24 protein-coding genes are annotated in these 22,784 nt (G+C 66.4%); 18 read left to right on the top strand and 6 right to left on the bottom strand.

Annotation, left to right across the window (positions count from 1 at the left end; translation table 11 throughout):
* Nucleotides 1–322 precede the first annotated feature (322 nt).
* From rpmH to ACW9PK_RS05740, 8 genes are all read left to right on the top strand, one after another.
* Nucleotides 323–460: a 50S ribosomal protein L34 gene (gene rpmH / locus ACW9PK_RS05775; RefSeq protein ID WP_035962803.1), complete on the top strand. Its 138-nt coding sequence runs from the start codon at nt 323–325 to the stop codon at nt 458–460.
* A 49-nt stretch (nt 461–509) separates the two neighbouring features.
* Complete coding sequence (rnpA, locus tag ACW9PK_RS05770; RefSeq protein ID WP_241180851.1) at nt 510–830, top strand: ribonuclease P protein component; 321 nt, start codon at nt 510–512, stop codon at nt 828–830.
* A 67-nt stretch (nt 831–897) separates the two neighbouring features.
* Complete coding sequence (gene yidD / locus ACW9PK_RS05765; protein WP_064845486.1) at nt 898–1,335, top strand: membrane protein insertion efficiency factor YidD; 438 nt, start codon at nt 898–900, stop codon at nt 1,333–1,335.
* Nucleotides 1,332–2,312, top strand: a complete 981-nt coding sequence (yidC, locus tag ACW9PK_RS05760; RefSeq protein ID WP_457017005.1) for a membrane protein insertase YidC — start codon at nt 1,332–1,334, stop codon at nt 2,310–2,312. Before yidD ends, yidC begins: the two co-directional genes overlap by 4 nt.
* A 13-nt stretch (nt 2,313–2,325) precedes the next feature.
* Nucleotides 2,326–2,868, top strand: coding sequence for a Jag family protein (locus tag ACW9PK_RS05755; protein ID WP_457017003.1), 543 nt, complete (start codon nt 2,326–2,328; stop codon nt 2,866–2,868).
* 137 nt (nt 2,869–3,005) lie between these two features.
* Nucleotides 3,006–3,596 (top strand): 16S rRNA (guanine(527)-N(7))-methyltransferase RsmG, encoded by a 591-nt coding sequence (rsmG, locus tag ACW9PK_RS05750; RefSeq protein WP_457017169.1) that lies wholly within the window; start codon nt 3,006–3,008, stop codon nt 3,594–3,596.
* Nucleotides 3,597–3,857: 261 nt separating this feature from the next.
* The gene (locus ACW9PK_RS05745; protein WP_370520549.1) at nt 3,858–4,718 is read left to right on the top strand and encodes a ParA family protein; all 861 of its coding nucleotides are present in this window, start codon (nt 3,858–3,860) and stop codon (nt 4,716–4,718) included.
* An 867-nt stretch (nt 4,719–5,585) separates the two neighbouring features.
* Nucleotides 5,586–6,794, top strand: a complete 1,209-nt coding sequence (locus tag ACW9PK_RS05740; RefSeq protein WP_408649550.1) for a ParB/RepB/Spo0J family partition protein — start codon at nt 5,586–5,588, stop codon at nt 6,792–6,794.
* 156 nt (nt 6,795–6,950) lie between these two features.
* Here ACW9PK_RS05740 and ACW9PK_RS05735 read toward each other — a convergent pair whose 3' ends face one another.
* The 6 genes from ACW9PK_RS05735 to ACW9PK_RS05710 form a co-directional block, all read right to left on the bottom strand.
* Entirely contained in the window at nt 6,951–8,129 is a 1,179-nt protein-coding gene (locus tag ACW9PK_RS05735; protein ID WP_085107230.1) for a peptidoglycan-binding protein, read from the bottom strand.
* Between the two features lie 152 nt (nt 8,130–8,281).
* Complete coding sequence (gene trxA / locus ACW9PK_RS05730; RefSeq protein ID WP_085107233.1) at nt 8,282–8,617, bottom strand: thioredoxin; 336 nt, start codon at nt 8,615–8,617, stop codon at nt 8,282–8,284.
* Between the two features lie 88 nt (nt 8,618–8,705).
* Nucleotides 8,706–9,743 carry a thioredoxin-disulfide reductase gene (gene trxB, locus ACW9PK_RS05725; RefSeq protein ID WP_206399043.1) on the bottom strand — a complete coding sequence of 346 codons (1,038 nt, stop codon included), beginning with the start codon at nt 9,741–9,743 and terminating at the stop codon, nt 8,706–8,708.
* A 102-nt stretch (nt 9,744–9,845) separates the two neighbouring features.
* Nucleotides 9,846–11,726 (bottom strand): hypothetical protein, encoded by a 1,881-nt coding sequence (locus ACW9PK_RS05720; RefSeq protein ID WP_457016999.1) that lies wholly within the window; start codon nt 11,724–11,726, stop codon nt 9,846–9,848.
* A 67-nt stretch (nt 11,727–11,793) separates the two neighbouring features.
* Nucleotides 11,794–13,449, bottom strand: a complete 1,656-nt coding sequence (gene murJ / locus ACW9PK_RS05715) for a murein biosynthesis integral membrane protein MurJ (protein ID WP_206478822.1) — start codon at nt 13,447–13,449, stop codon at nt 11,794–11,796.
* 65 nt (nt 13,450–13,514) lie between these two features.
* On the bottom strand, nt 13,515–14,015 hold the full coding sequence (locus tag ACW9PK_RS05710) for an NUDIX hydrolase (RefSeq protein WP_064845478.1): 501 nt from the start codon (nt 14,013–14,015) through the stop codon (nt 13,515–13,517).
* Nucleotides 14,016–14,237: 222 nt separating this feature from the next.
* Between ACW9PK_RS05710 and ACW9PK_RS05705 the strand changes: the two genes are divergently transcribed.
* From ACW9PK_RS05705 to dnaB, 10 genes are all read left to right on the top strand, one after another.
* Complete coding sequence (locus ACW9PK_RS05705; protein ID WP_457016996.1) at nt 14,238–15,662, top strand: CCA tRNA nucleotidyltransferase; 1,425 nt, start codon at nt 14,238–14,240, stop codon at nt 15,660–15,662.
* Nucleotides 15,663–15,775: 113 nt separating this feature from the next.
* Complete coding sequence (locus tag ACW9PK_RS05700) at nt 15,776–17,035, top strand: glycosyltransferase 87 family protein (RefSeq protein ID WP_457016994.1); 1,260 nt, start codon at nt 15,776–15,778, stop codon at nt 17,033–17,035.
* Nucleotides 17,036–17,044: 9 nt separating this feature from the next.
* On the top strand, nt 17,045–18,214 hold the full coding sequence (locus tag ACW9PK_RS05695; protein ID WP_457016992.1) for a hypothetical protein: 1,170 nt from the start codon (nt 17,045–17,047) through the stop codon (nt 18,212–18,214).
* 50 nt (nt 18,215–18,264) lie between these two features.
* A complete protein-coding gene (locus ACW9PK_RS05690; RefSeq protein ID WP_239320638.1) occupies nt 18,265–18,684 on the top strand; it encodes a TM2 domain-containing protein in 420 nt (139 codons plus the stop codon).
* Between the two features lie 129 nt (nt 18,685–18,813).
* Complete coding sequence (gene rpsF / locus ACW9PK_RS05685) at nt 18,814–19,119, top strand: 30S ribosomal protein S6 (protein ID WP_012399407.1); 306 nt, start codon at nt 18,814–18,816, stop codon at nt 19,117–19,119.
* A gap of 124 nt (nt 19,120–19,243) precedes the next feature.
* Nucleotides 19,244–19,891, top strand: coding sequence for a single-stranded DNA-binding protein (locus ACW9PK_RS05680; RefSeq protein WP_457016989.1), 648 nt, complete (start codon nt 19,244–19,246; stop codon nt 19,889–19,891).
* Between the two features lie 66 nt (nt 19,892–19,957).
* A complete protein-coding gene (rpsR, locus tag ACW9PK_RS05675) occupies nt 19,958–20,194 on the top strand; it encodes a 30S ribosomal protein S18 (RefSeq protein WP_012399405.1) in 237 nt (78 codons plus the stop codon).
* A 20-nt stretch (nt 20,195–20,214) separates the two neighbouring features.
* On the top strand, nt 20,215–20,664 hold the full coding sequence (gene rplI, locus ACW9PK_RS05670) for a 50S ribosomal protein L9 (protein WP_035962847.1): 450 nt from the start codon (nt 20,215–20,217) through the stop codon (nt 20,662–20,664).
* 153 nt (nt 20,665–20,817) lie between these two features.
* Nucleotides 20,818–21,123 carry a hypothetical protein gene (locus tag ACW9PK_RS05665; protein ID WP_305143042.1) on the top strand — a complete coding sequence of 102 codons (306 nt, stop codon included), beginning with the start codon at nt 20,818–20,820 and terminating at the stop codon, nt 21,121–21,123.
* 307 nt (nt 21,124–21,430) lie between these two features.
* The gene (gene dnaB / locus ACW9PK_RS05660; protein ID WP_231885474.1) at nt 21,431–22,738 is read left to right on the top strand and encodes a replicative DNA helicase; all 1,308 of its coding nucleotides are present in this window, start codon (nt 21,431–21,433) and stop codon (nt 22,736–22,738) included.
* The last annotated feature ends 46 nt before the right edge of the window (nt 22,739–22,784 follow it).

Here is a 22,784-nt window from a genome sequence, read left to right as displayed (position 1 = left end):
GGTGCACAGAACTACAACTGTGTAGTTCCCACCTGGGGATAACTTGCTCTGGCGGGGTGTGATCCGGCGCTTTTCCACATGCTCCCGGGGGGCGGTGTACACACTTGTGGAGGGACACGGCCGCCCGTCTGGCAGCCCACCGGACCGCCGATCGTAGTGTGCGGCAATTTGACCGGTGTGGCCCTTTTGACTACTGTGAATCAGTCTTGTGCGTGTAGGATTGCGATTTCTGCGCGTCCGCATGCCCCCAAATACGTACCGCGTGCGTCCCCTGTGATCCGTCGCAGTTGGCGCGCCGTTGTCCAACCTCGTGGAGTGACTAATGCCCAAGCGGACTTTCCAGCCCAACAACCGCCGCCGCTCTCGCAAGCACGGCTTCCGTGCTCGCATGCGCACCCGTGCCGGCCGCGCCATCATCGGCGCCCGCCGCAGCAAGGGCCGCGCCAGCCTGTCGGCCTAACTCATCGTCAACTCGCGAGGTTCGCATCGTGCTGCCCACCAGGCATCGGATGCGGACCTCGGCGCAGTTCTCAGACACCGTACGTTCCGGCGCCCGCAGTGGCCGCCGGAACGTCGTCGTATCCGTGCGAAGCACCACGGAGCAGGCGTCCCGCGTGGGGTTCATCGTCTCCAAGGCGGTGGGCAACGCCGTGGTCAGGAACAAGGTTAAGCGCCGCCTGCGTGAACTCGCTGCCGTGACCGTCCGCGAACACCCGGCCGGGCTCGACGTCGTCGTCCGTGCTTTGCCCGCGGCCGCCGCGGCAGGGTGGGACGAACTGGGGCGTGACTACCGCGACGCCCTGCATGCCGCGCTGCGCAAGGCGCGATGACCTCCCCGCTGCGTACGCGGCGGATGCCGTAACGTTGCTTGTACAGAGTCGAGAAGGAGGCCCGCACGTGACATCACGTCCGTCTCCCGAGCAACTCCTCGCGCGCGCGCCGCACGAGTACAACCCCGGCGGTGGCCTCGTGCGCACCATGAAGCATCTTCCGCAGAATCTTTGCATCGCCCTGCTCAAGCTCTACCGCACGATTGTCTCCCCGCTGTACGGAGACGTGTGCCGGTATTTCCCCTCCTGTTCCGCATACGCGCTGGAGGCGTTCACCGTGCACGGCGCGGTGCGCGGACTGGGACTGAGCGTCAGACGTCTGCTGCGCTGCCACCCGTGGGCGGCCGGCGGGATCGATAGGGTCCCGAGCGGCGGTCGGGAGTTCCCCTCCGTGGCCTCGACCCCCAAAATCGTTCTGCTCAACCACCCGACCCTCGTGCGCGACCACGTGCACGACTGCCCGGCCCGTGACGACCACGCGGCTCAAGGAGCCAACGCTCGATGAACTTCTTCGACATCATTCTCTTCCCCTTCAGGTGGATCGTCTCCGCCGTGCTGTGGGTGTTCCACGAACTGTTCACCGCCCTCGGGATGGATCCGGCCTCCGGTGTCACCTGGGTGCTGTGCATCGTGGGCCTGACCCTGGTCATGCGTACACTGACCATCCCGCTGTTCCTCAAGCAGATCAAGTCCATGCGCGGCATGCAGGAACTGCAACCGGAGATGGCCAAGCTGCAGGCCAAGTACAAGGGCAAGAAGGACCAGCTCTCCCGCCAGGCCATGGCCGAGGAGCAGATGGCCCTGTACAAGGAACACGGTTCCAACCCGTTCGCGGCGTGCCTGCCGATCATCGTGCAGATGCCCATCTTCTTCGCGCTGTTCCAGGTGCTGCGTTCGGTCCCGCAGGCCGCCCAGAACGACGAGTCCATCCACGTCCTCACGCCGCAGCTGGTCCACCAGTTCAACGACTCCACGATCTTCGGCGCTCCCCTGTTCTCCACCCTGATGCAGCCGGGTGCGGGCAACCACACGGCCACCATCGTGCTGGCGATCGTCATGATCGTGGCCATGTGTGCCACGCAGTTCATCACACAGAAGCAGCTGACCGCGCGCAACATGAGCGATGCCGCCAAGGAATCGCCCATGTACCGCCAGCAGCAGATGATGCTCTACCTGTTCCCGCTCATCTTCGCGATCGGTGGCATCAACTTCCCGCTGGGTGTGCTCATCTACTGGACAGTCTCGAACCTGTGGTCCATGGGCCAGCAGTGGTGGGTCATCCGCAACAACCCCACCAAGGGGTCCCAGGCGGAGCGTGAACTCAACGAACGCCGTGCGGCCAAGGGTCTGCCCCCGGTGGGCATGACCAAGAAGGAACACGAGGAGAAGCTCGAGGAGCAGCGTGAACGCGCGGCGGCGGGCCAGCGTCAGCAGCCCGTGTCCAAGAAGCGCCAGAAGCAACAGGCCAAGAAGAACGGCTGAGAGGTCGCACCCGATGAACGACATCGACGAACAGCAGCAGCTGCCCTCGCAGGACGCGTCCTCCGACGCGCAGACCTCCGAGCTCTCCCCCCTCGAGGAGGAGGGTGAGATCGCCGCGGACTACATCGAAGAGCTCCTCGACACCGCGGACATCGACGGCGACATCGACATCGAGGTCCGGGACGGCCGCACGTACGTCTCCGTGGTCGCGGAGGACGGTGACGACTCCCCTCTGCGAGAGCTCGTGGGCGAGAACGGCGAGACGGTCGAGGCGCTGCAGGAACTCGCGCGGCTGTGTGTCCTCAGCGCCACGCAGCGGCGCAGCCGGTTGATCTTGGACATCGCGGGGCACCGTGACGAGAGAGCCTCGGAGCTGCGCGAGATGGCGCAGGACGCCGTGGCCAAGGTCGAGTCCGAGGGCGGCAGCGTGCACCTGCCCCCGCTATCCCCGTACGAGCGCAAGATCGTCCATGACGCCATCGCGGACGCCGGTCTGGTCTCCGAGTCCGAGGGCGACGGCGCCGGGCGCCACATCGTGGTCTCGGCGGCTCAGTGACCGTGTCGCGTTCCACCCCGCACCCCGCCGCGTCCGGGCAGGACAAGAACGGGTCGGGCGCCGAGGGCGCGTCGCGTCCCGCTCCCGAGCCCCAGCCAGCCCCCGAGCTCGGTGAGCACGAGGCCGCGGCGCGCACGATCTTCGATGACCGCCTCGACCTGGCGCGGCGCTACACGGAGCACCTGGCGTCCTCGGGCATCGTCCGTGGACTGATCGGTCCCCGTGAGGCCCCGCGATTGTGGGAACGTCACGTACTCAACTGCGCGGTGGTGGAGAGCCTGATCCCGCGGAACGCTCACGTCGCGGACGTGGGCTCGGGGGCCGGCCTTCCCGGCCTGTGCCTCGCGATCGCCCGGCCCGATCTGTCCATCACGTTGATCGAGCCGCTGGAGCGCCGTGTCGCGTGGCTCGAGGAGATTGCGGCGGATCTCGGCCTGGACAACGTCCGTGTGCTGCGGGCGCGCGCCGAACAGGCGAAGAACCAGGTGGGCCCGGTGGATGTGGTCACGGCCCGAGCCGTCTCCGCGCTCATCGGTCTGGTGGACATCACCCTGCCGCTGTTGAAGGGTTCAGGTGAGCTGCTCGCGCTCAAGGGACGCTCCGCCCAGGACGAGCTGCGCAAGGCGAGCAAGAAGTTCAATCGTTTCGGGGTTCGGTCCTCGGAGGTCGTGACCGTGGGCGAGGACCTCCTGGAGGAACCCACCACGGTGGTCCGGCTCGTGCTGTGAATCCGTCGTTGCCGGTGCGGCCTTGTCGATAAGCTACTAGGAGCACCGCACCAGTCACGGAAGGGACAGTCGATGACCGAGCCGGAACGGCCCACCTCAGGACGTACCCGTGGACACGACTTCGGATTGCCGCCTGATCCAATTTCGCAAACAAAAAAAGTTGTTCCTGATCGCGGACGCCATGTTTCACGTGAAACAGACGGTCAAGCAGGAGTGACGGCACAAGACGCGGTGGCGGATACCGCCCTGGGGAGGAAACTCGTGGAAGAGAACAAGCGCCGCGCCAAGCTCAAGAACGTGCACCTGGACCGCCCCGAGAACACGCGCTACATCACCATCAGCAATCAGAAAGGTGGTGTAGGGAAGACCAGTACGTCGGTCAACCTCGCCGTGGCGCTCGCGCAGCAGGGCCAGAACGTGATGGTCGTGGACAACGATCCGCAGGGCAACGCGTCCACCGCACTCGGGATTCCCCACGGTGCGGATGCGGACTCCGTCTATGACGTGCTCATCGACGAGGTGCCGGTGGCCGAGGTGGTTAAGGAGTCCCCCGAGGTGTCCAACCTGTGGGTCCTCCCGGCGACCATCGACCTTGCCGGTGCCGAGATCGAACTCGTGTCCGTGGTGGCTCGTGAACAGCGATTGCAGCGGGCTCTGGCGGAGTACGCGACATCGCGCGAGGAGCATGGGCTCCCCCGTCTCGACTACGTGTTCATCGACTGCCCGCCCAGCCTCGGCCTCCTCACGATCAACGCGTTCGTCGCGGCGACCGAGGTACTGATCCCCATCCAGTGCGAGTACTACGCGCTCGAAGGGCTGAGCCAGCTGCTCAACAACATCGCCATGATCCAGAAGCACTTGAATCCGAAGCTCGTGGTGTCCTCCATCCTGCTGACGATGTACGACGGGCGGACGAACCTGGCGTCGCAGGTGGCCGACGAAGTCCGGCAGCACTTCCCCCGGGAGGTCATGGAGACCATGATCCCCCGGTCGGTTCGTGTCTCGGAGGCACCGAGTTATCAGCAGAGCGTCATCACCTACGACCCCAGTTCCACCGGAGCGCTGTCGTACCTGGAGGCTGCGGCGGAACTGGCCAGCCGCGGATCCGGTGCGGCCGAGTAGGCATCTCCGATACCGCGAACAATGCAGCCCCTGTCTGCCTAGTTGGAGCTGGCGGGCGCCAGGTCGCAAAACGCTGCGCTAATAGATCTTTCCATCATGACCCGGATGTTTCACGTGAAACATCCGGGGCAATCTGATGTCAGGCGCGCGGTTACCGCCGGTGAATGGGTCATATGAACGATCCGTTCTTGACTACGATGGATACACCATCACCACCGGGAGGAATTCATCGTGGCAGAACGACGTCGTGGTCTCGGGCGCGGTTTAGGCGCTCTCATCCCCAGCGGGGACGCCCAGGAGCAAACGACACCGCCGGCGGTCGACCCTGGGGAGACCGCAAGTAGTGGCAAGCAGTCCTCTCGAAGCGGCGCGACCGAGACCCCCGGTCGGAGCTCGTCTCGTAAAGCCGGTACTGCCAAGGGCGTACGGGCCACCCTCGCCTTGAAGTCTGCCGACGAGGATCGCCAGGAGGCAACTCCACGGGCGACGGCAACCCCCAAGAAGACCGCGGCGAAGAGCAACAAGACCGAGGCATCAGGCGCCGACGCTGAGGCAGCTGGTAAGAAAGCCGGCCCGACCGGTGACGGCAATAGAGGTGGAACCTCAGTACGTCGGTCTTCGCGATCGACTAAAACGGGGGAAGCGGGCTCCGAAAAGGGTGTGGGCACTAAACCAGACGCGGCCAAGCTTAAGACGCAGGTGAGTACGACCAAAGACGGTGCCGACGTCGCTGGGTCACGATCCGACGATGTTTCACGTGAAACATCCGATTCCCCGAAGGCTCCGGCATCACGTGGAAGCAAGTCGCCACGGACCCGGAGGGACATGGGCCAGGCCCTACGCAGTACAACGAATGTGCGCCGCCCGGTGGACATGTTCTTCTTACCATCGAGTGGTGACGAAGAAACTGATGCGAAAAACTCTGACGACTTTTCGCGTACCGACGAAGTCCGTGACTCTTCGCAGGCCGGAGAGGTGACCCCCTCGAGTGCAGCGGATGGGTCCCACCAGGAGACCGTGCGCAATACACCCACGAATGCCGGTCAGGAGAACCAGCAGGTAAAGTCCGGTTCTGCCGACGTTTCACGTGAAACATCGGTCCAATCTTCTACCACGCAGAACATAGCGCCTCCTTCCGCCTCCGCCGATGGTGCTGCAGACACCGTCGGAGAGAATATCCCCGCGGCGGATGTCATCGCATCACAGCGACAGGCCGTGACTACCGAACACTCTGCCCAGGAAGACCTGCAGAGCATCCCCGGAGCGACCTTCGCGGAGATCTCGGTTATGGACATCCACCCCAATCGCAAACAGCCGCGCCAGGACTTCGATGAGGACGAGCTCGCCGAGCTCGCCTTCTCGGTGAAAGAACTCGGTGTCCTGCAGCCCATCGTCGTGCGTCCCAGTCATGAGAAGGGAGAGCAGAAGTACGAGCTCGTCATGGGCGAACGGCGGTGGCGAGCCGTTCAGGAGGCCGGTCTGGCCGTCATCCCTGCCATCATTCGGGACACGGCGGACGATGATCTCCTGCGGGATGCCCTGCTGGAGAACCTGCACCGGGCTCAGCTCAACCCCCTTGAAGAAGCCGCCGCGTACCAGCAGCTCATGGAGGAGTTCGGGGCCACTCAGGAGCAGCTCTCGGAACGGATCGGACGCTCCCGGCCGCAGATCTCCAACACTCTGCGCCTGCTCCGACTCCCGGCGCTCGTGCAGCGTCGCGTGGCCGCGGGGGTACTGAGCTCGGGACATGCGCGTGCCCTGTTGGCGCTAACGGATCCCGCCGAGATGGAGCGGGTCGCCCAGCGGATCGTGGCGGAGGGGCTGTCGGTGCGCGCCACGGAGGAGCTCGTCGCCCTCTCCGACGGTCTCAAGCGACACGCGACCAAGCGGAAGACCCCCGTAACCCGCCACGATGACCGACTGGGTTACATCGCAGATGCCTTCTCCGACAAGTTGGACACGATCGTGAAGATCCAGCTCGGTGCACGCAAGGGCAAGATGACGATCGAGTTCGCATCGGTCGAGGACCTCAACCGCATCATCGACGTGCTGGACCCCAAGCTGGACGCGAACTGAGCTTCCGCAGCCACGAATAAGGGCCGCGATGTTTCACGTGAAACATCGCGGCCCTACTTCCATCACCTAAACAGATCAGCCGGGAGATTGAGTGTCACCAGCAAGGCGATCAGCCTTGTCTCCAACGAGTCGCTATCGCCCCATGATGAGGTGCGTTCAGCCGTCCCTACGGTAATAGTCCTGGATGTCCGCCAGGCTCATGGTTCCCGTGGCGGTGGGTTCCGGAGTGGACGCCAGAACACGCTGGAGGCCACACAGAAGCGCCTCCGCCAAACGGGCGCGGTACTCACCACTCCGCAGCCGGGAGGCCTCATCCTCGTTCGAAAGGTATCCCAGATCGACCCATGCCGCCGCGGTACGGACCTCACGGAGTGCACTCCACTGCCGCGCATGGCTCCCCAGGTCCAGGGCACCCGTGCGGGCCACCAGCTCACGCAGGATCATGTCCGACGCGAGCTGACCCACGGGGGAGTACGCCTGACGTGTGTCCGGTGCACCCCAGAAGAAGGTGGCCACACCCTGGGCCAGGGGCGAGGAGTTCCACTCACACTGCAGGGTGAGCACAAGGGCGTCGTCGGGGAGGACCTCGGGGACCTCTGGGACGCTCCCGTCCAAGTCCTCCGGTCCAGCACTTGACGATGAAGCGCCGGCGCCCTGGGCTGCTGCGATCACGGGCTTGGCGCCTACCGCGCGGAGAAGGTCGCGGGTGCGCTGCGCGACGTCGAGGGTGATAGCATCCTGATCCGCGGCGAACGAATCCGGGGCCCCGGCTGGGGACACCTGAGGACCGGCACCGGAGGGCACCAGGAGCACCAGGCGATCACGGAGGGCCTCCTGGAGGCTCTCCAGCCGGTGGTGATCTCGTAAGGAGAAGGCCTTGGCTGAGGTGATCTTCTTGCGCACGCGAGCCAGTCCGGAGAGGGTATCGAGACCCACGGTGCCGTCACTCGGGACACCCAGGCTGTGTTGGAGTTCCTTCACGGCGTACTCGGTCTGTCGGTTGAACACCGCATCCAGGTGCCCGTAGTAGAAACCCAACAGCGAAAGGTTGTCCTGCAACTCCTCGACGTCGTCGCCGTGCAACGGGGCCACCTCGTCGAAGAACAGTGGACGGTCACCCAGCCTGTACTGGGCGTCGTTGAGTGCTGCCTCGGTCTCCGGACCGACCACGCCGTCCACAATGAGCCCCTTGCGCTGCTGGAACACCCGCACGGCGTGGTCCACACAGTCGTCGAAGACCGTGGGGTCCGGCACGCTGTCGCCGGCCAGGGGTAGGTCTTCGCCCCCTGCCCTGACGAGGCGTTCCCTGAGACCCGTGATGCGGCGGTCGGTCATACCGTGTCTGAGCGCGGCTCCGGGGGTGGATGGCGGCACGTGGTCTCCCTGGGGTCGGCGAGCCACTCCCACGGTGTGGTTCGCACACTGCAATTGGGTTCGAGAAAACCCGGGCCCGCGCACGTATATGATGCGGGCCCGGGTCGGATGAGTCACGCGGAGGGGTTGAGGTAGTCCCCGAACTCCTTCTCGAGCGCGGACTTGGGCTTGGCACCGATCGAGGTCTTGGCGACCTCGCCGTTCGCGAAGAGGTACACCGCGGGGATTGAGGTGATGCCGTACTGGGAGGCGATCGCGGGGTTGTCGTCCACGTTGACCTTCACCACGTCCACGTGATCCGCGTGCTCCGCGGCGATCGCGTCCAGCACGGGTCCGAGTTGGCGGCACGGACCGCACCACTCGGCCCAGAAGTCCACGATGGTGGGCTTGGAGTTCTCGAGCACCTCGGCCTTGAAGTTGGCGTCGGTGACGTCCTTTGCAGAGCTCATGTGCGTTTCCTTTCGATGGGTTTCCCCGCTCGGTCGCCGAATCGTTCCGGCGGTTCCGGGCAGGAGTGGGTTGTCGGGTGGGTTCGGATCAGCTGTCGAGGGCCGCGAGGTAGTGCTCCACGTCCACCGCGGCAACACAGCCCGAGCCCGCGGCGGTGATCGCCTGGCGGTAGGTCGCGTCCACCACGTCGCCGGCGGCGAAGACACCGGCCAGCGAGGTCGTGGAGCTGCGCCCGTCCACGGCGATCGTGTTGTCCACGGTCAACTCGAGCTGATCCTTCACGAGTCCTACGCGGGGGTCCGAGCCGATGGCCACGAACAGACCGGTCACGGCCAGCTCAGAGGCCTCACCCGTGACGGTGTCCTCCAGGGCCAGGGACTCCACCTTGTCCGCGCCCTGGATCCCGGTGACCTTGGTGTTCCAGAGGATCTCGATCTTGGGGTCGTCGAACGCGCGCTGCTGCATGATCTCGGACGCACGGAACCGGTCCCGGCGGTGGATCAGGGTCACCTTGTCCGCGAACTTGGTCAGGAACGTGGCCTCCTCGATCGCGGAGTCACCGCCGCCCACCACCGCGATGTTCTGCTTCTTGAAGAAGAACCCGTCGCACGTGGCACACCACGACACACCGTGGCCGGAGAGCCGTTCCTCGTCCTCGAGACCGAGCTTGCGGTACTCGGAACCGGTGGAGATGATGACCGCGCGGGCGCGCAGCACGGTCCCGTCCTCCACGGTCACGGTCTTGATCTCTCCGTCGAGTTCCGCGGAGACGACGTCCTCGTAGCGGATGTCCGCCCCGAAGCGCTCGGCCTGCTGCTGCATGTTGTTCATCAGGTCCGGGCCCATGATGCCGTCGATGAACCCCGGGTAGTTCTCCACGTCCGTGGTGTTCATGAGTTCACCACCGGCGGTCACGGACCCGGCCAGCACCACGGGGTTGAGGTTTGCGCGCGCCGTATAGATGGCGGCGGTGTACCCCGCGGGACCGGAACCCACGATGACGACGTCGTGAACGGCGTCGTCCGCGGAGGTGGTGCGGGCGTCCTCGGACGCAGCGGAGGCCTCCGCCGCGCCGCCGACCTTGAGGTTCACAGCATTCGCGAAAATGCCGGGCTGATTGCTCACTGGTACGAAACCTTTCCACGAGTCACCGCGTGTGCGGATGTCAACTACACCCAAGAACGTGGGGAGTACCGCCAGATATTCCGTTCGGCGGCGTCACCGGGTTCAGCGCACGGACAGCTCGCTGATCCGCAAGCCGTACGGGTAGCCGCCGATGGGATTGTTCAGTCGCGGCAATTCGTTCCACACCACCAGGACGTACCGGTGCGGGTCGTTCTGCGCGGCCTCGGAGAGCGGGACGCTGACCTGCGGCCCGGTGAACGAGCCCGTGCCCACTTGTTGCGCGCCGTCGAGCGACGGGCTGTCCGAGACGTACACCGTGAACTGTCCGCCGGTGCCACCGTCCTGCTGGATCGTGAGTTCCCGGACGGGTGCGGGGTCCTGCAGCTGCGCGGCGAGTCCCACGTACTGGACTAGGTTCCCGAACTGGGAGTTCGAGAAACCGTAGCTCAGCCACGAGGTCCCCGGGTTGCCGTCCGTGGCCTGGCCCAGCGTGGCGTCCGTGTCGGTCATGAAGTTCGGGTCCTGGGTCACCCGCGTGACCGTCCCGACCTGCGGTGTGGCGGCCGGGCTCGGCGTGTTCGACGCCGCGGGGGAGCCCGCGGGCCCGCTCGGCGCTGCGTTCTCCTGCGGGGCCCCGCCCTGTCCGAACTGCCCGGTAAGCGCACCGAGCCCGCGGAAACCCAGCACGATCGCCGCGATCAGCGCGATGATCAGTAACACCAGCAACAGCCACCGCAGCGGACCCTTGCGGGATCGTTCGGTGGAGCCGGGCCGGGCGCCACCCGCGCCCGCCGGATCAACGGCATGCTCGCGTTCGGCGGCGTGGGCGGTGCGTGCGGCTGCGCCGCCGGCCGCGGGCTCCCTCGCCCCGTCCGCGGTGCGCGCCGCTGCGGTGTCCGTCCCCGCGGGGGAGTGCCCTGCGGATGCGTTCGCCGACGACGCCGCTGCCGCACCCGCGATCCCGCCCGCCGCCGCGGTGGTCGCCGCGGCGTTCATCATCCCGCCCCCGGCGGCATGGGCCGTACCCACGCTCTCGGCGGACGCGGCGGCATCCGAACCACCGGCGGCCGTCCTGGCCGGGGCGGCGGGATCGTCCAGGGGAGCAGCGTCGTCACCAGGGGCCGTGTCGGGGAGCGACGCGGCGTCGTCGTCCGATGCCGAAGCATGCCCGGCCGCTGCACGGGAGGCCGGTGCGACCGTGCGGATGGCCGCGGTGCCGTCGTGAGCGGCGTCGTCATCGCGGGCCGAGCGGGGCGCGGAGGGCTGTTCATCCAGGCGCCCAGGCTTGCCCTCGGTCCGTTCGTAGCTCTCGTAGCGGTTGTCGCCGTCGTAGGTGGGATCGATCGCCTCGGCCGACGTTGCTGCGGTCGCCCCGGCGGCAGCGCCCCGGGTGGCTGCGCGGTCGAACATCGTGGAGCGCACGGCGTCGGGGCGGACCTTGCGCGCGAAGCCGAGCTTGTTGCGCACGGACGGGGCGGCGGGGGCGTCGTCGTAATCGTCGTAGTCGGAGGCGTTCCAGCGCGTGACGGCGGGGCGCGCCGAGGGTTCAAGATCCCGGGAGACGGTCTGCTGCGGCTGTGTGGGGTCCGGCTCCTCGTAGATGTAGGCGGAGGAGGCGGCCGAGCGGGAGTCCCCGAAGATGTCGTCGGAGAGGGAGTAGTCGTCGGCGTCGTCGTCCTGGACCAGCAGCGCGTCCAACAGGTCCGCGGTGGGTGCATAGGAGGTGACCAGGTAGGTGGAGTCCTCGGTCTGACCCATGTCCAGGACCTGGAAGCCGCTGTGCCCGGCGCCGGCGGCCAGGGAACGCGCGTTGTCCACGAGCAGCGACTCGTGAGCCGGGGAGGGCACCAGGATCGAGACCCGGCGGCGCAGGATCTGGTCCTCGCCCTGGAGCACGTGATCGTTTTCGGCGGTGCTCAGCAGGGACGCGGTGACCTTGTAACGGCCCCCCAGAACGGCTCCAAGCGCAATGGGCTGGGACACGGTGGCTCCCTCTGGTAATCGGGCGCCACGGGGGTCGCACGGGCGCGAGAACGATCTTTCGGGCAGTCTACCGGCCGAGTTTGGCGCGCAGCGGGGCCAGCAAACCCGTGAACTCCTGGACTCGGAACAGCTTCAGGGCCACGGCATACACGGCGGCCATCACGAGCCCGCCCACGGCCAGGCTGATCAGGGCTGCTGCCTGATTACCCCACGGGAAACCGTCGGTGCGGTACCCGCCGAGCAACCACAGCGTCACGACTCCCGCCACGCCCGCGACGAGCGAGGCGGCCAGGATGCGCACGTGACTGCTCACGATCCGGGACAGGCCGTAGTCCCCGATCCGCCGCGTGAGGGCGTAGTGGTAGATCACCGTGGCCAGCACGTTCTGGATGGCATAACAGGCCGCGACGGCGAACACCATGTGCTCGGGTGGAAAGACCCGGGCGATCAGCACGGCGGCGATCACGGTGAAGACGGACACCCCCAGCTGCACGAGGAACGGGGTGCGCGCGTCCTCCTGGGCGTAGAACGCGCGGCCCAGCATGAACGCGGTGGACATGAACGGCGCGCCGATGGCGATCACCGTGATGACCTGACCGATCACCGCGCCCGCGGCGGGAACACCACCGGAGAACAGCATGCCCAGCGGACCCGCGTACATGATCAGGGCCACCATGCAGAACACGGTGGCCACACCGGTGACCCGCAGGCTCGAGGACAGGGACGAGACCAGGGAGTCACGGTCCTTCTCGGACGCCGCGGCCGCCATGCGGTTGAACAACACGGTGGCGATGGACAGCCCGATCACCCCGTGGGGCAGCGCGTAGAGCATGGTGGCCTGGTCCAGGACGGCCGTACCCGCGATGGGGGGCGCCCCACCCGGACCGGACGCGATGTCCGCCCGGGCACCCGTGGGGATCGCCGCGGTGCGGTACAGGGCCATGAACGCGAGGTTGGCGATCACGCCGGTGGCGAGCGTCCAGCCGCCCAGGCGCGCCGCGGTGGACAGCCCGATCCCGCGCCACCCGAAGCGCGGGCGGATCCGCAGTCCCAGCCGGGAGAGCGGCCAGAACAGGATGAAGGCCTGCGCGGCGACACCCACCGTGGCCATGACCACGAGCCAGAAGGTCTGGGCGGAGGTCCAGTTCTCGAGGGTGTGCGGGTTGGTGCGGAACGGACCGAACTGCTGGATGAAGACCAGCAGGGCGGCGATCGCGATGACGTTGTTGAGCACCGGGGCCCACATGTACGCACCGAACGCACCCTTGGCGTTGAGCACCTGACCCACGACCGTGTAGAGGCCGTAGAAGAAGATCTGGGGGAACGTGATCAGCGCGAACGTGGTGCCCATGGCCAGCTGGGCATCCGACCACCCCGGGCCCATGAGATTCATGATGGGGCGCACCAACAGCACGACCGCCGCGGTGATCACCAACAGCGCGATCACGGCGAGTGTGATCAGCCGGGAGATGTAATCGGCGCCCTCGTCCTGCGCCTTGGACGCCTTGATGATCTGCGGCACCAGCACCGCGTTGAACACACCGCCCGCGATCAGCACGTAGATCAGGTTGGGCAGTGTGTTGGCCAGCTGGAACACGTCCGCCATGGTCGCGGCGGAACCGATGGCCACCGTGATCAGGAACGTCTTGACGAACCCCAGGATGCGAGACACCAGGGTCCCGGAGGCCATGATCGCGCTGGAGCGCGCACCGGACTTCTGCATGGATCAAGGCCTCCTGCGCGGGGGGACGGGCCGGATACGGCGCACGACGGATCGGACGGGACAGCCTACAACTGGTGAATGATGTATTCCCGGGCGATGTCCGCGATGCGCCGCTCGTTGGGGAAGGACAACTTCCGGCCGAGGGCGTCGATCCCGGACCACGCTACATCCACGGCCTCGTGGTCGGGGTCGTTCTCCGTGGTCAGAAATCCGCCGATGGCCTCCAGCAGGAAATGGTGGACGGTCTTGTGCACGCGGTGTCCGGAGACCGTGAACCAGTAGTCGATGCTGCCCAGCGGGGAGAGCACGCGGCCCATGATTCCGGTTTCCTCCTCTATCTCCCGCACGGCGGCTTCCTCGTTGGTCTCCTCGCCCTCGGGATGACCCTTGGGAAGGCACCACTCGAGCCGTCCACCGCGGTTGATCCGAGCAATGATGGCCACCGGATGCGTGGGATCGGACAGGTCCACCACGATCCCACCGGCCGACACCTCTTCCACCGTGGGCAGCGCGGAGACCGGTTGGTTCGGTCGCCTCTTGGGCGCGCTGGGTACGGGGAAAGCCATGCCATCTACCTTAGCGACATTCCCGGGACACTCCCTGATATGGGTCCGGCGGCGGTCCGTCCGCTGCGGTCGAGAGCGGTTGTACCGCCGCGGGCCCGACGACGCCCGCTCCGGTCGGGCCGGCCGGGCCGGCCGACGGCACATTCCGCTCGCACCCGCCGACGCAGACGCCGCCCCGAGCCGGCCGACGGCGCTCGCCGTGATGCGATAATGACGCTCATCATGACGCAGTTGCTGGACACCTCCTCACTTCACCCCGTTTCCCACGAGCTGGGGCGCCTCTTCGACAGCGCCGGATACGAGCTGTCCCTGGTGGGCGGGCCCGTACGCGACCTCCTGCTGGGCCGGGACGCGCTGGACCTGGACTTCACCACGAACGCGAGCCCCGATCAGACCCTCGAGCTGATCCGGGACTGGGCGGATGCACACTGGGAGATCGGCCGAGAATTCGGAACCATCGGGATGCGCAAGTCCGGCATGCAGCTGGAGGTCACCACCTACCGCGCCGAGGCGTACGACCCCGATTCCCGCAAGCCCACCGTGGCCTTCGGGGACGATCTGACCGAAGACCTGCGACGCCGCGACTTCACCGTCAACGCCATGGCCCTGCGGTTGCCGGGCATGGAGCTCGTGGACCCGTTCGGCGGGATCAAGGATCTGCACGCCGGTGTGCTGCGCACCCCCGGGACCCCGGAGGACTCGTTCACGGACGATCCCCTGCGCATGATGCGTGCCGCGCGGTTCAGCTCCCAGTTGGGTCTGACCGTGGCGGAGCCCGTGCGGGAGGCCATGACCGCGATGGCCGAGCGGATCGAGATCGTCTCCGCCGAACGGGTGCGCGAGGAACTGGTCAAGCTGATCTGCGGCGCCCATCCCCGCCGGGGCACCGAACTCATGGTGGACACGGGACTCGCGCAGATCGTGCTCCCGGAGGTGCCCGCGCTGCAGCTGGAGACCGACGAGGCGCATCATCACAAGGACGTCTACCAACATTCCCTCACGGTCATGGAACAGGCCGCGGAGAAGGAGACCGGTCCGGACGGCCCTGTGCCCGCCCCGGACTTCGTGCTGCGCTTCGCGGCGCTCATGCACGACGTGGGAAAACCCGCCACGCGCCGCTTCGAACCATCCGGCGTCGTGAGCTTCCGGCACCACGAGGTGGTGGGGGCCAAGCTCACGCGCAAGCGGATGAAGGCGCTGCGCTTCGACAATGACACGATCAAGCGGGTCACCCGCCTTGTGGAACTGCATATGCGTTTCTACGGATATGGTGACGCCGACTGGACCGATTCCGCAGTGCGCCGGTACGTGCGGGACGCGGGGGACGAACTCGAGCGGCTGCACCGGCTCACCCGCTCGGACGTCACGACCCGCAACAAGCGCAAGGCCTCCCGGCTCGCCCGGCACTACGACGAGCTCGAACACCGCATCGACCAGCTCGCCGAGCAGGAACAGCTGGACGCCGTCCGGCCCGAGCTGGACGGCCAGCAGATCATGGCGATCCTGGGCATCCCGCCCGGGCCCCAGGTGGGCCGCGCGTACAAATTCCTCTTGGAGATGCGTCTGGACGAGGGCGCCGTGGGGGAGGACGTGGCACGCGAGCGCCTCGTGTCCTGGGCGCGTGAGAAGGGCGTCATCGACTCCTGACGGAGAGGGCCACGCCGAGGTACCGCAGCGGAACACTCGCGCCATGACGCGTGGACTCTCCGCCCCCGTGGAACACTGACAGCATCCGTACCCGCGTTCCGAGGAGATCCCGCATGAGCCTGGAAGGTGCGCGCAACAGATCGGGAGGCAATGCCGGTCTGATGCTGCTGGGCCTCGGCCTGTACACGGTCATGATGGCCTACCTGTTGCGCATCCCGTGCCGGGTACCGGACTGGAACATGGCCCAGCAGGTTCCCGAGCTGTGTGCCACGGTGATCGGCACCGGGGATCTCAGTGTGCGCTCGTCGGACGTGGCCGGGGGGTTCTTCACCGGGGGTCCCACGGGGGATCAGCCGGTGCTCGTGGGGATGATCACCACGATCATCGGGTGGTTCGCCTCCAACCTGACCTCCCTGCTGGGTCTGGACGTGGGCCAGGGCTTCTACCTGGACCTCTCCCTGATCCTTCTGGCCCTCGTGTGGTTGGCCATCGTGGGCGTGGTCTCCTCGCTGAGCGGCAACCGGCGCTCCGATGCCCTGGTCATGGCGTTGGCCCCCGTGATCGTGCTCGTGGGATTCCAGTCCTGGGACCTGTGGGCCGTGCTGTTCATGATGCTCGCCCTGCTGGGCTACGTACGCGGGAACCCGGCGCTCGCGGGGATCATGGTGGGCTTCGGTGCCTCCGTGGCGTTCTTCCCCGTGGTGGTGCTGCTCGCGATCCTGATCATGGCCGCGCGTCACCGGTTCCTCAAGGACATCCTCTCCGCGTTCATCTGGGCCGTGGTCGCGTGGGCCCTGATCAACGGGACGTACATGATCACGGCGTGGGACCGCTGGCGGGCCCAGTTCGGGGACATGGTGCGCTCCGACACCGAACAACCCTCGCTGTGGAACGTGTGGAGCTCCACCGTTGAACCGCGCACCGGGGTGTCCCTGGGAACCGGCGCGGACGGTCAGTACGTCCTGCTGAGCATGATCCTGGCGCTCGTGTTCGTGCTCCTGATCGCGCTGCTCAGCAAGCGGGAGCCCTCGGCCGTGCAGATCACGTTCCTGTTGCTCGCGCTCTACATCCTGTTGGCCAAGGAGTACTCCCTGACCTACGTGGTGTGGCTCGTGCCCCTCGTCATCCTGTGCCGTCGCAACTGGACCGAGTTCGGGCTGTGGCAGGTGGTGGAAGTGCTCTACTGGGCCACCGTGGTGCTGCCGGCCTCGGCATGGCCCACCCTGCCGTGGGTCGAGGAACTCGGCTGGAGTGCCCAAGATATATTGGCCGTAGTACGTTATGTCTTTCTCATCTATCTGGTGGTGGCGGTCGTGGTGGACATGTTCCGGGGACGCAAGGCTGCGGCGCTCGGCGCGTCCGCGGTCCAGTAAGAACCCGGCATGGCACCGCGCGACTCCGAGACCCTCGCTCGTCTGAGGCTGCCGTCCTGGCGTTCCCTCCGCCTACCCCTGTTGCTCGTGCTGGTGTTCGTCGCGGTCGTGTCCACCGTGTGGGCCGCGCTCGCCAACTACTTCCTGGTCTCGCGGGATCCCGAGGCTCCCGTGGGCAGATACCTGGGGTACCTCGAGGGCGGCAGTTCCCGTCAGGTCCTCGCACCGTTGTTGATCGGCGGGGACCGCCCCCTGGCGCAGCTGCTGTCCAACGGGGTGTACCGGGATGCCGCAAACCGCCCGCAGGGCCACGACTTCGTGGGGGTACAGAAGCACGGGGAACACGCCGCGGTGGGGGTGGACATCCACCTGGGGGACGGTTCCACCGTGCACCGTGAGTACACGGTCGAGAAGGTGGCGTCCTGGGGCCCCTTCAACGACTCGTGGCGATTGGTGGAACGCGACAACGCTATTGTGGACGTCCGACTGCCCGCGGCGGTGGACGCGGCGTCCGTCAACGGCAACAAGGTGCGTCCGCACGGTTCCGAGCTCTTCCCCACGGACCCTTCCGATCCCGGGTCACCCGCGCGCACGTGGCAGTTCGAGGGCCTGCCCGGGGTCTACGACATCGCGATGCCCGAGGACTCGTATCTCCTGGCCAGCGAACATGCCTCCGCGGAAATATCCATGAGCGATCCCCGGTCCGCCGCGGTCGAACTGGACTTCACAGCGTCGCCGCACATGTGGGAGGGCGCGGAGCGGGCCGTTCAGGACGCCGTGGGCCAATGCGAACGCGTGCTGCGCTTCGACGCTGCGCAGTGCCCGCTGCCCGCGCAGTTGGGAGGCGGGCCCGCGGCGTCACCCTCCGCTTCGCCCAGTGCTTCACCCACCGGGGCTCCCACGGAGGTCCCGCCGGGCGTGTCCAACATTCGGTGGGAACTGCAGTCCCGCCCGTCACTGCTCCTGGCACAGGATGACGACGATCCCCTGGCCTTCCACGCCGTGCGGTTCCGCCCCGCGGTGGCCACCGTGACCTGGCTGCAGAACGGGCGGCAGCACTCGGGGACCGTGGGCTTCGGGATCGACGTGACGGCCCGGACCAACGGTGAGGACCTGGACACGGACGTGCAGTTGCGCTCGACGCTGACCGAGCGGGAGAGGGCCAGCCAGCGCTCCTAGGATGGGATCGGTTGCATCAAGGCAACCGGGGAGTGGAAGAGGGGTTCATCATGGCCGACGAACCGGAGTACTACACGGCACAACCGCTACCGCGCCGCGACGAGCCGTCCCGCGGCTACGGCCAGGGCGTCGGCTTCGGCCCCGCAGGCACCGCGCCCGGGTGGGGTCACCAGCGCCCCGTCGGCCAGCCGGTCAACGTCAACGTGGTGGGCGGCAGGTCCATCGTGCTGGCCTATGTCCTGTGGTTCTTCCTGGGCAACTTCGGCGTCCACAAGTTCTACCTGGCCCAGCCCTTCCAAGGGATCTTCTACCTGGTGCTCTCCGCGATCGGGTGGCTCACCGTGGGGATCCTGATCGGCTGGTTCTTCCTGGGTCTGTTGTGGCTGCTCATGCTGATCGACCTGTTCGTGATCCCCCTGCGCGTGGGCGCGCTCAACGCTCGGTTGGCCCGACGCGTCGGTGGCTACTGAGCCCCCGTTGTAGTAAAGTGGGGAAGTCTGTGTGCCGTGCGCCGATCGCTGCCGGCACCGACATACGCACAGAACCTCCTGCTGCGGAAGGACCGCAGCCGCTTAGCCCGAAGGAGGTGGGTTCTTTACATGCGTGAATACGAACTGATGGTCATCCTCAACCCCGAGGTGGAGGAGCGCGCCGTCGAGCCGACCCTCAAGAAGTTCCTCGAGGTCGTCACCAAGGAGAACGGCACCGTCGATAAGCTCGACATCTGGGGCCGTCGTCGTCTGGCCTACGAGATCCAGAAGAAGTCCGAGGGGATCTACGCCGTGGTGAACTTCACCGCCGAGCCGCAGACCGCCAAGGAACTGGACCGCGTGCTGAGCCTCAATGAGGCCGTGATGCGCACCAAGATCATCCGTCCGGAAGAGCAGAAGATCCACGGCAAGTGAGGTGAGCGTGCGGCCCACCCGGGCTGCACAGCATGCACTCACCGCGGGCTCGTGAGAGTCCCCGTGAGATGATTTTCACCCCACTGAGTCTCGCATCCAGCGTCCACAGAATCCGGAGGTTCACATGGCTGGCGACACCGTCATTACAGTGATCGGAAATCTGACTGCAGACCCCGAATTGCGCTTCACGCCGTCCGGAGCCGCCGTGGCCAACTTCACCGTTGCGTCCACCCCGCGCGCCTTCGACCGGCAGAGCAACGAATGGAAGGATCAGGAGACCCTTTTCATGCGTTGCTCGGTGTGGCGTGAGGCTGCCGAGAACGTGGCGGAGTCCCTGACCAAGGGAACCCGCGTGATCGTCCAGGGTCGGCTCAAGGCACGCTCGTACGAGACCAAGGAAGGGGAGCGCCGCACCAGCACCGAGCTGGAAGTGGACGAGATCGGCCCCTCCATGAGGTACGCGACCGCCAAGATCAACCGGAACTCGCGCGGCGGAGGCAACTCCTACGGCGGGAACCAAGGCTTCGGCGGCGGTCAGGGCGGTTTCAACGACAACCAGGGTGGCGGCTTCGGCGGCAACCAGGGTGGCGGCTTCGGCGGCAACCAGGGTGGCGGCAACCCCGGCGGTGGCAACCAGGGCGGCGGGTTCAACGGGAACCAGGGCGGCCGCGGGGGCCAGCAACCGCGTCAGCAGGGCAACGATCCCTGGGGTCAGTCCTCCGGTGGGAACTACGACTGGGGAGCTGGCGCCGAGGACGAGCCCCCCTTCTAAACACAACCATTCCAACCCATCCCGCAGGTACGCCTGCGGGCTCCGCACCAGAAAAGGAGCACCACGATGGCCAAGGCTGAAATTCGCAAGCCGAAACCGAAGCAGAACCCGCTCAAGGCGGCCGACGTCACCGAGATCGACTACAAGGACGTCGCCTTGCTGCGTAAGTTCATCTCCGATCGCGGCAAGATCCGCGCTCGCCGCGTGACCGGCGTGTCCGTTCAGGAGCAGCGCAAGATCGCCCAGGCGATCAAGAACGCTCGTGAAGTGGCACTGCTGCCCTACTCCGGCGCCGGCCGCTGATCAGAGAGGACTGAGAATTCATGGCAAAGATCATTTTGACCCAGGAAGTCTCCGGGCTCGGTTCCGCGGGTGACGTGGTGGACGTGAAGAACGGCTACGCCCGTAACTTCCTGTTCCCCCGCGGCTTCGCGACCCCGTGGACCCGCGGCGCCGAGAAGCAGATCGACTCCATCAAGCAGGCTCGTGCGGCCCGTGAGCTGTCCTCCCTCGAGGACGCCCAGGCTCTCGCCGCCAAGCTGACCTCCACCACCCTGACCGTCCCGGTCAAGTCCGGTGCCGAGGGTCGCTTGTTCGGTACGGTCCGCGCCGGGGACATCGCCTCCGCGGTCGAGACCGCCGGTCTGGGTTCCATCGACAAGCGTCGCGTGGACCTGACCCAGCGCATCAAGACCACCGGCGTGTACCAGGCCGTGATCCACCTGCACGAGGACGTCAACGCGAACGTGGAGTTCGAGGTCGTCCCCGCCTGATCGCACCTCGAGTGCATCCGGGCCCCTGAGCTGTTCGCGGGGCTCGCGGGTGATGTCTGAGAACCCCGTGGAACAGTCGTTCCACGGGGTTCTTGCCCTCCTCGGGCTTCCAGAGATTGCGCAGAGCACCGTGGGAGGATGCCGGTCATGATCATGAGCGCACGCAGGTTGAGCACGGGCCGCACGCTGTTCTGGGTGGCATTGGGGTGCGTGGCATTGACCCTGGTGTTCTTCCTGGGGGCATTCCTCGCCGGCAATTCCTTGGCGCCGCGCGGTGCGGTGGTCGTCCTGGTGGTCGGCCTCATCCTGAGCGTGGTCGCGTCCCTTGTGGCATTGATCCTAGGCATTGCGGGCACCGTGGCCTTCCCGGCCCTGCGGGGCCGTTACGTTCTGGTGTTGCTCCTGGCCATCGTGACATCGCCCCTGCTCTGGCTGCTCTTCTTCGCGCTGCTTGGGTGAGTTACCCACAGCTGCGACGGGTTTTCCACAGATCTCTCCACAGCCCGTGCACAGCACTGCACGGCGTTTTCCACATGTTTTCCACGTACTTTTCCACAGGCCGTGGACGACGACGGCGCGCCACCGGGCCTCGCGTCGTCGTCTACTCAGCGACCGGTTCTGCAACGAGCACGGGCGGCTATGGGGGTCGGAGAGCGGTGGGAGAATGAACGGGTGCGCCGCTCGAGGTGGGCGCATTCGTCTGCAAGGAAAGTGAGTGAGGGTGTCGGAATATTCGTCCGGGCCGCGCGAGGACTACGGCCGTACCATGCCGCACGATAACCAGGCCGAGCAGTCGGTGCTGGGCGGGATGATGCTCTCCAAGGACGCCATCGCGGACGTGGTGGAAGTGCTGCGGGGCGTGGACTTCTACAAGCCGGCGCACGAGAACATCTACGACGCCATCGTCTCCCTGTACGGGCGCGGCGAACCGGCGGACGCGATCACCGTGGGAGACGAGCTCACCAAGAACGGTGAGATTGAACGGATCGGGGGGATCGCGTACCTGCACTCGCTGATCGCATCCGTGCCCACGGCCGCCAATGCGGGGTTCTACGCGGAGATCGTGCGGGAACGCGCGGTGCTGCGGCGGCTCGTGGAGGCCGGGACCAAGATCGTGCAGCTGGGCTACGCGCACGACGGTGAAGTGGACGACATCGTCAACGAGGCCCAGGGCGAGATCTACCAGGTGGCCGAGCGGCGCACGGCGGAGGACTACGTCCCGCTCAAGGACGTCATGGAAGCCACCGTGGACGAGATCGAGGCCGCAGGCAACCGCTCCGGGATGCAGGGTGTGCCCACGGGGTTCATCGAACTGGACGAGCTCACCCACGGGTTCCAGGGCGGACAGATGATCGTGATCGCGGCGCGTCCGGCCATGGGTAAGTCCACGCTCGCCCTGGACGTGGCACGCTCCGCGTCCATCAAGCACAACATGACGTCCGTGATCTTCTCCCTGGAGATGAGCCGCAACGAGATCGCCATGCGCTTGCTCTCCGCGGAGGGCACCCTGAACATGCAGGACCTGCGCGCGGGCACCCTGCAGGACGAGCAGTGGGCCAAGATCGCGCAGATCATGGGCAAGATGAACGAGGCGCCCCTGTTCATCGACGACTCCCCCAACATGTCCCTAATGGAGATCCGCGCCAAGTGCCGCCGGCTCAAGCAGAAGCACGACCTCAAGCTCGTGGTGCTGGATTACCTGCAGCTCATGAGTTCTGGCAAGAAGGTGGAGTCCCGCCAGCAGGAGGTCTCCGAGTTCTCGCGTGCGCTCAAGCTGCTCGCCAAGGAGTTGGACGTGCCCGTGGTGGCGCTGTCCCAGCTGAACCGTGGTTCCGAGCAGCGCCAGGACAAGAAGCCGCAGGTGAGTGATCTGCGTGAATCGGGGTCAATTGAGCAGGATGCGGACATGGTCATCCTGCTGCACCGCGAGGACGTCTACGACAAGGAGTCCCCGCGCGCCGGTGAGGCGGACGTGATCGTGGCCAAGCACCGCAACGGTCCCACGAAGACCATCGTGGTGGCGTTCCAGGGCCACTACTCACGGTTCGCGAACATGGCGCTGGAGGGGTTCTAAAGTCTTCAGCTCCCCGTCTTGTGCTGCGTTCCGGGCAAGCCGAGCT

Source organism: Kocuria sp. MNB10 (assembly GCF_054073685.1).
Note: the sequence above shows the minus strand (reverse complement) of the source record. Positions and strands in the feature narration are given on the sequence as shown.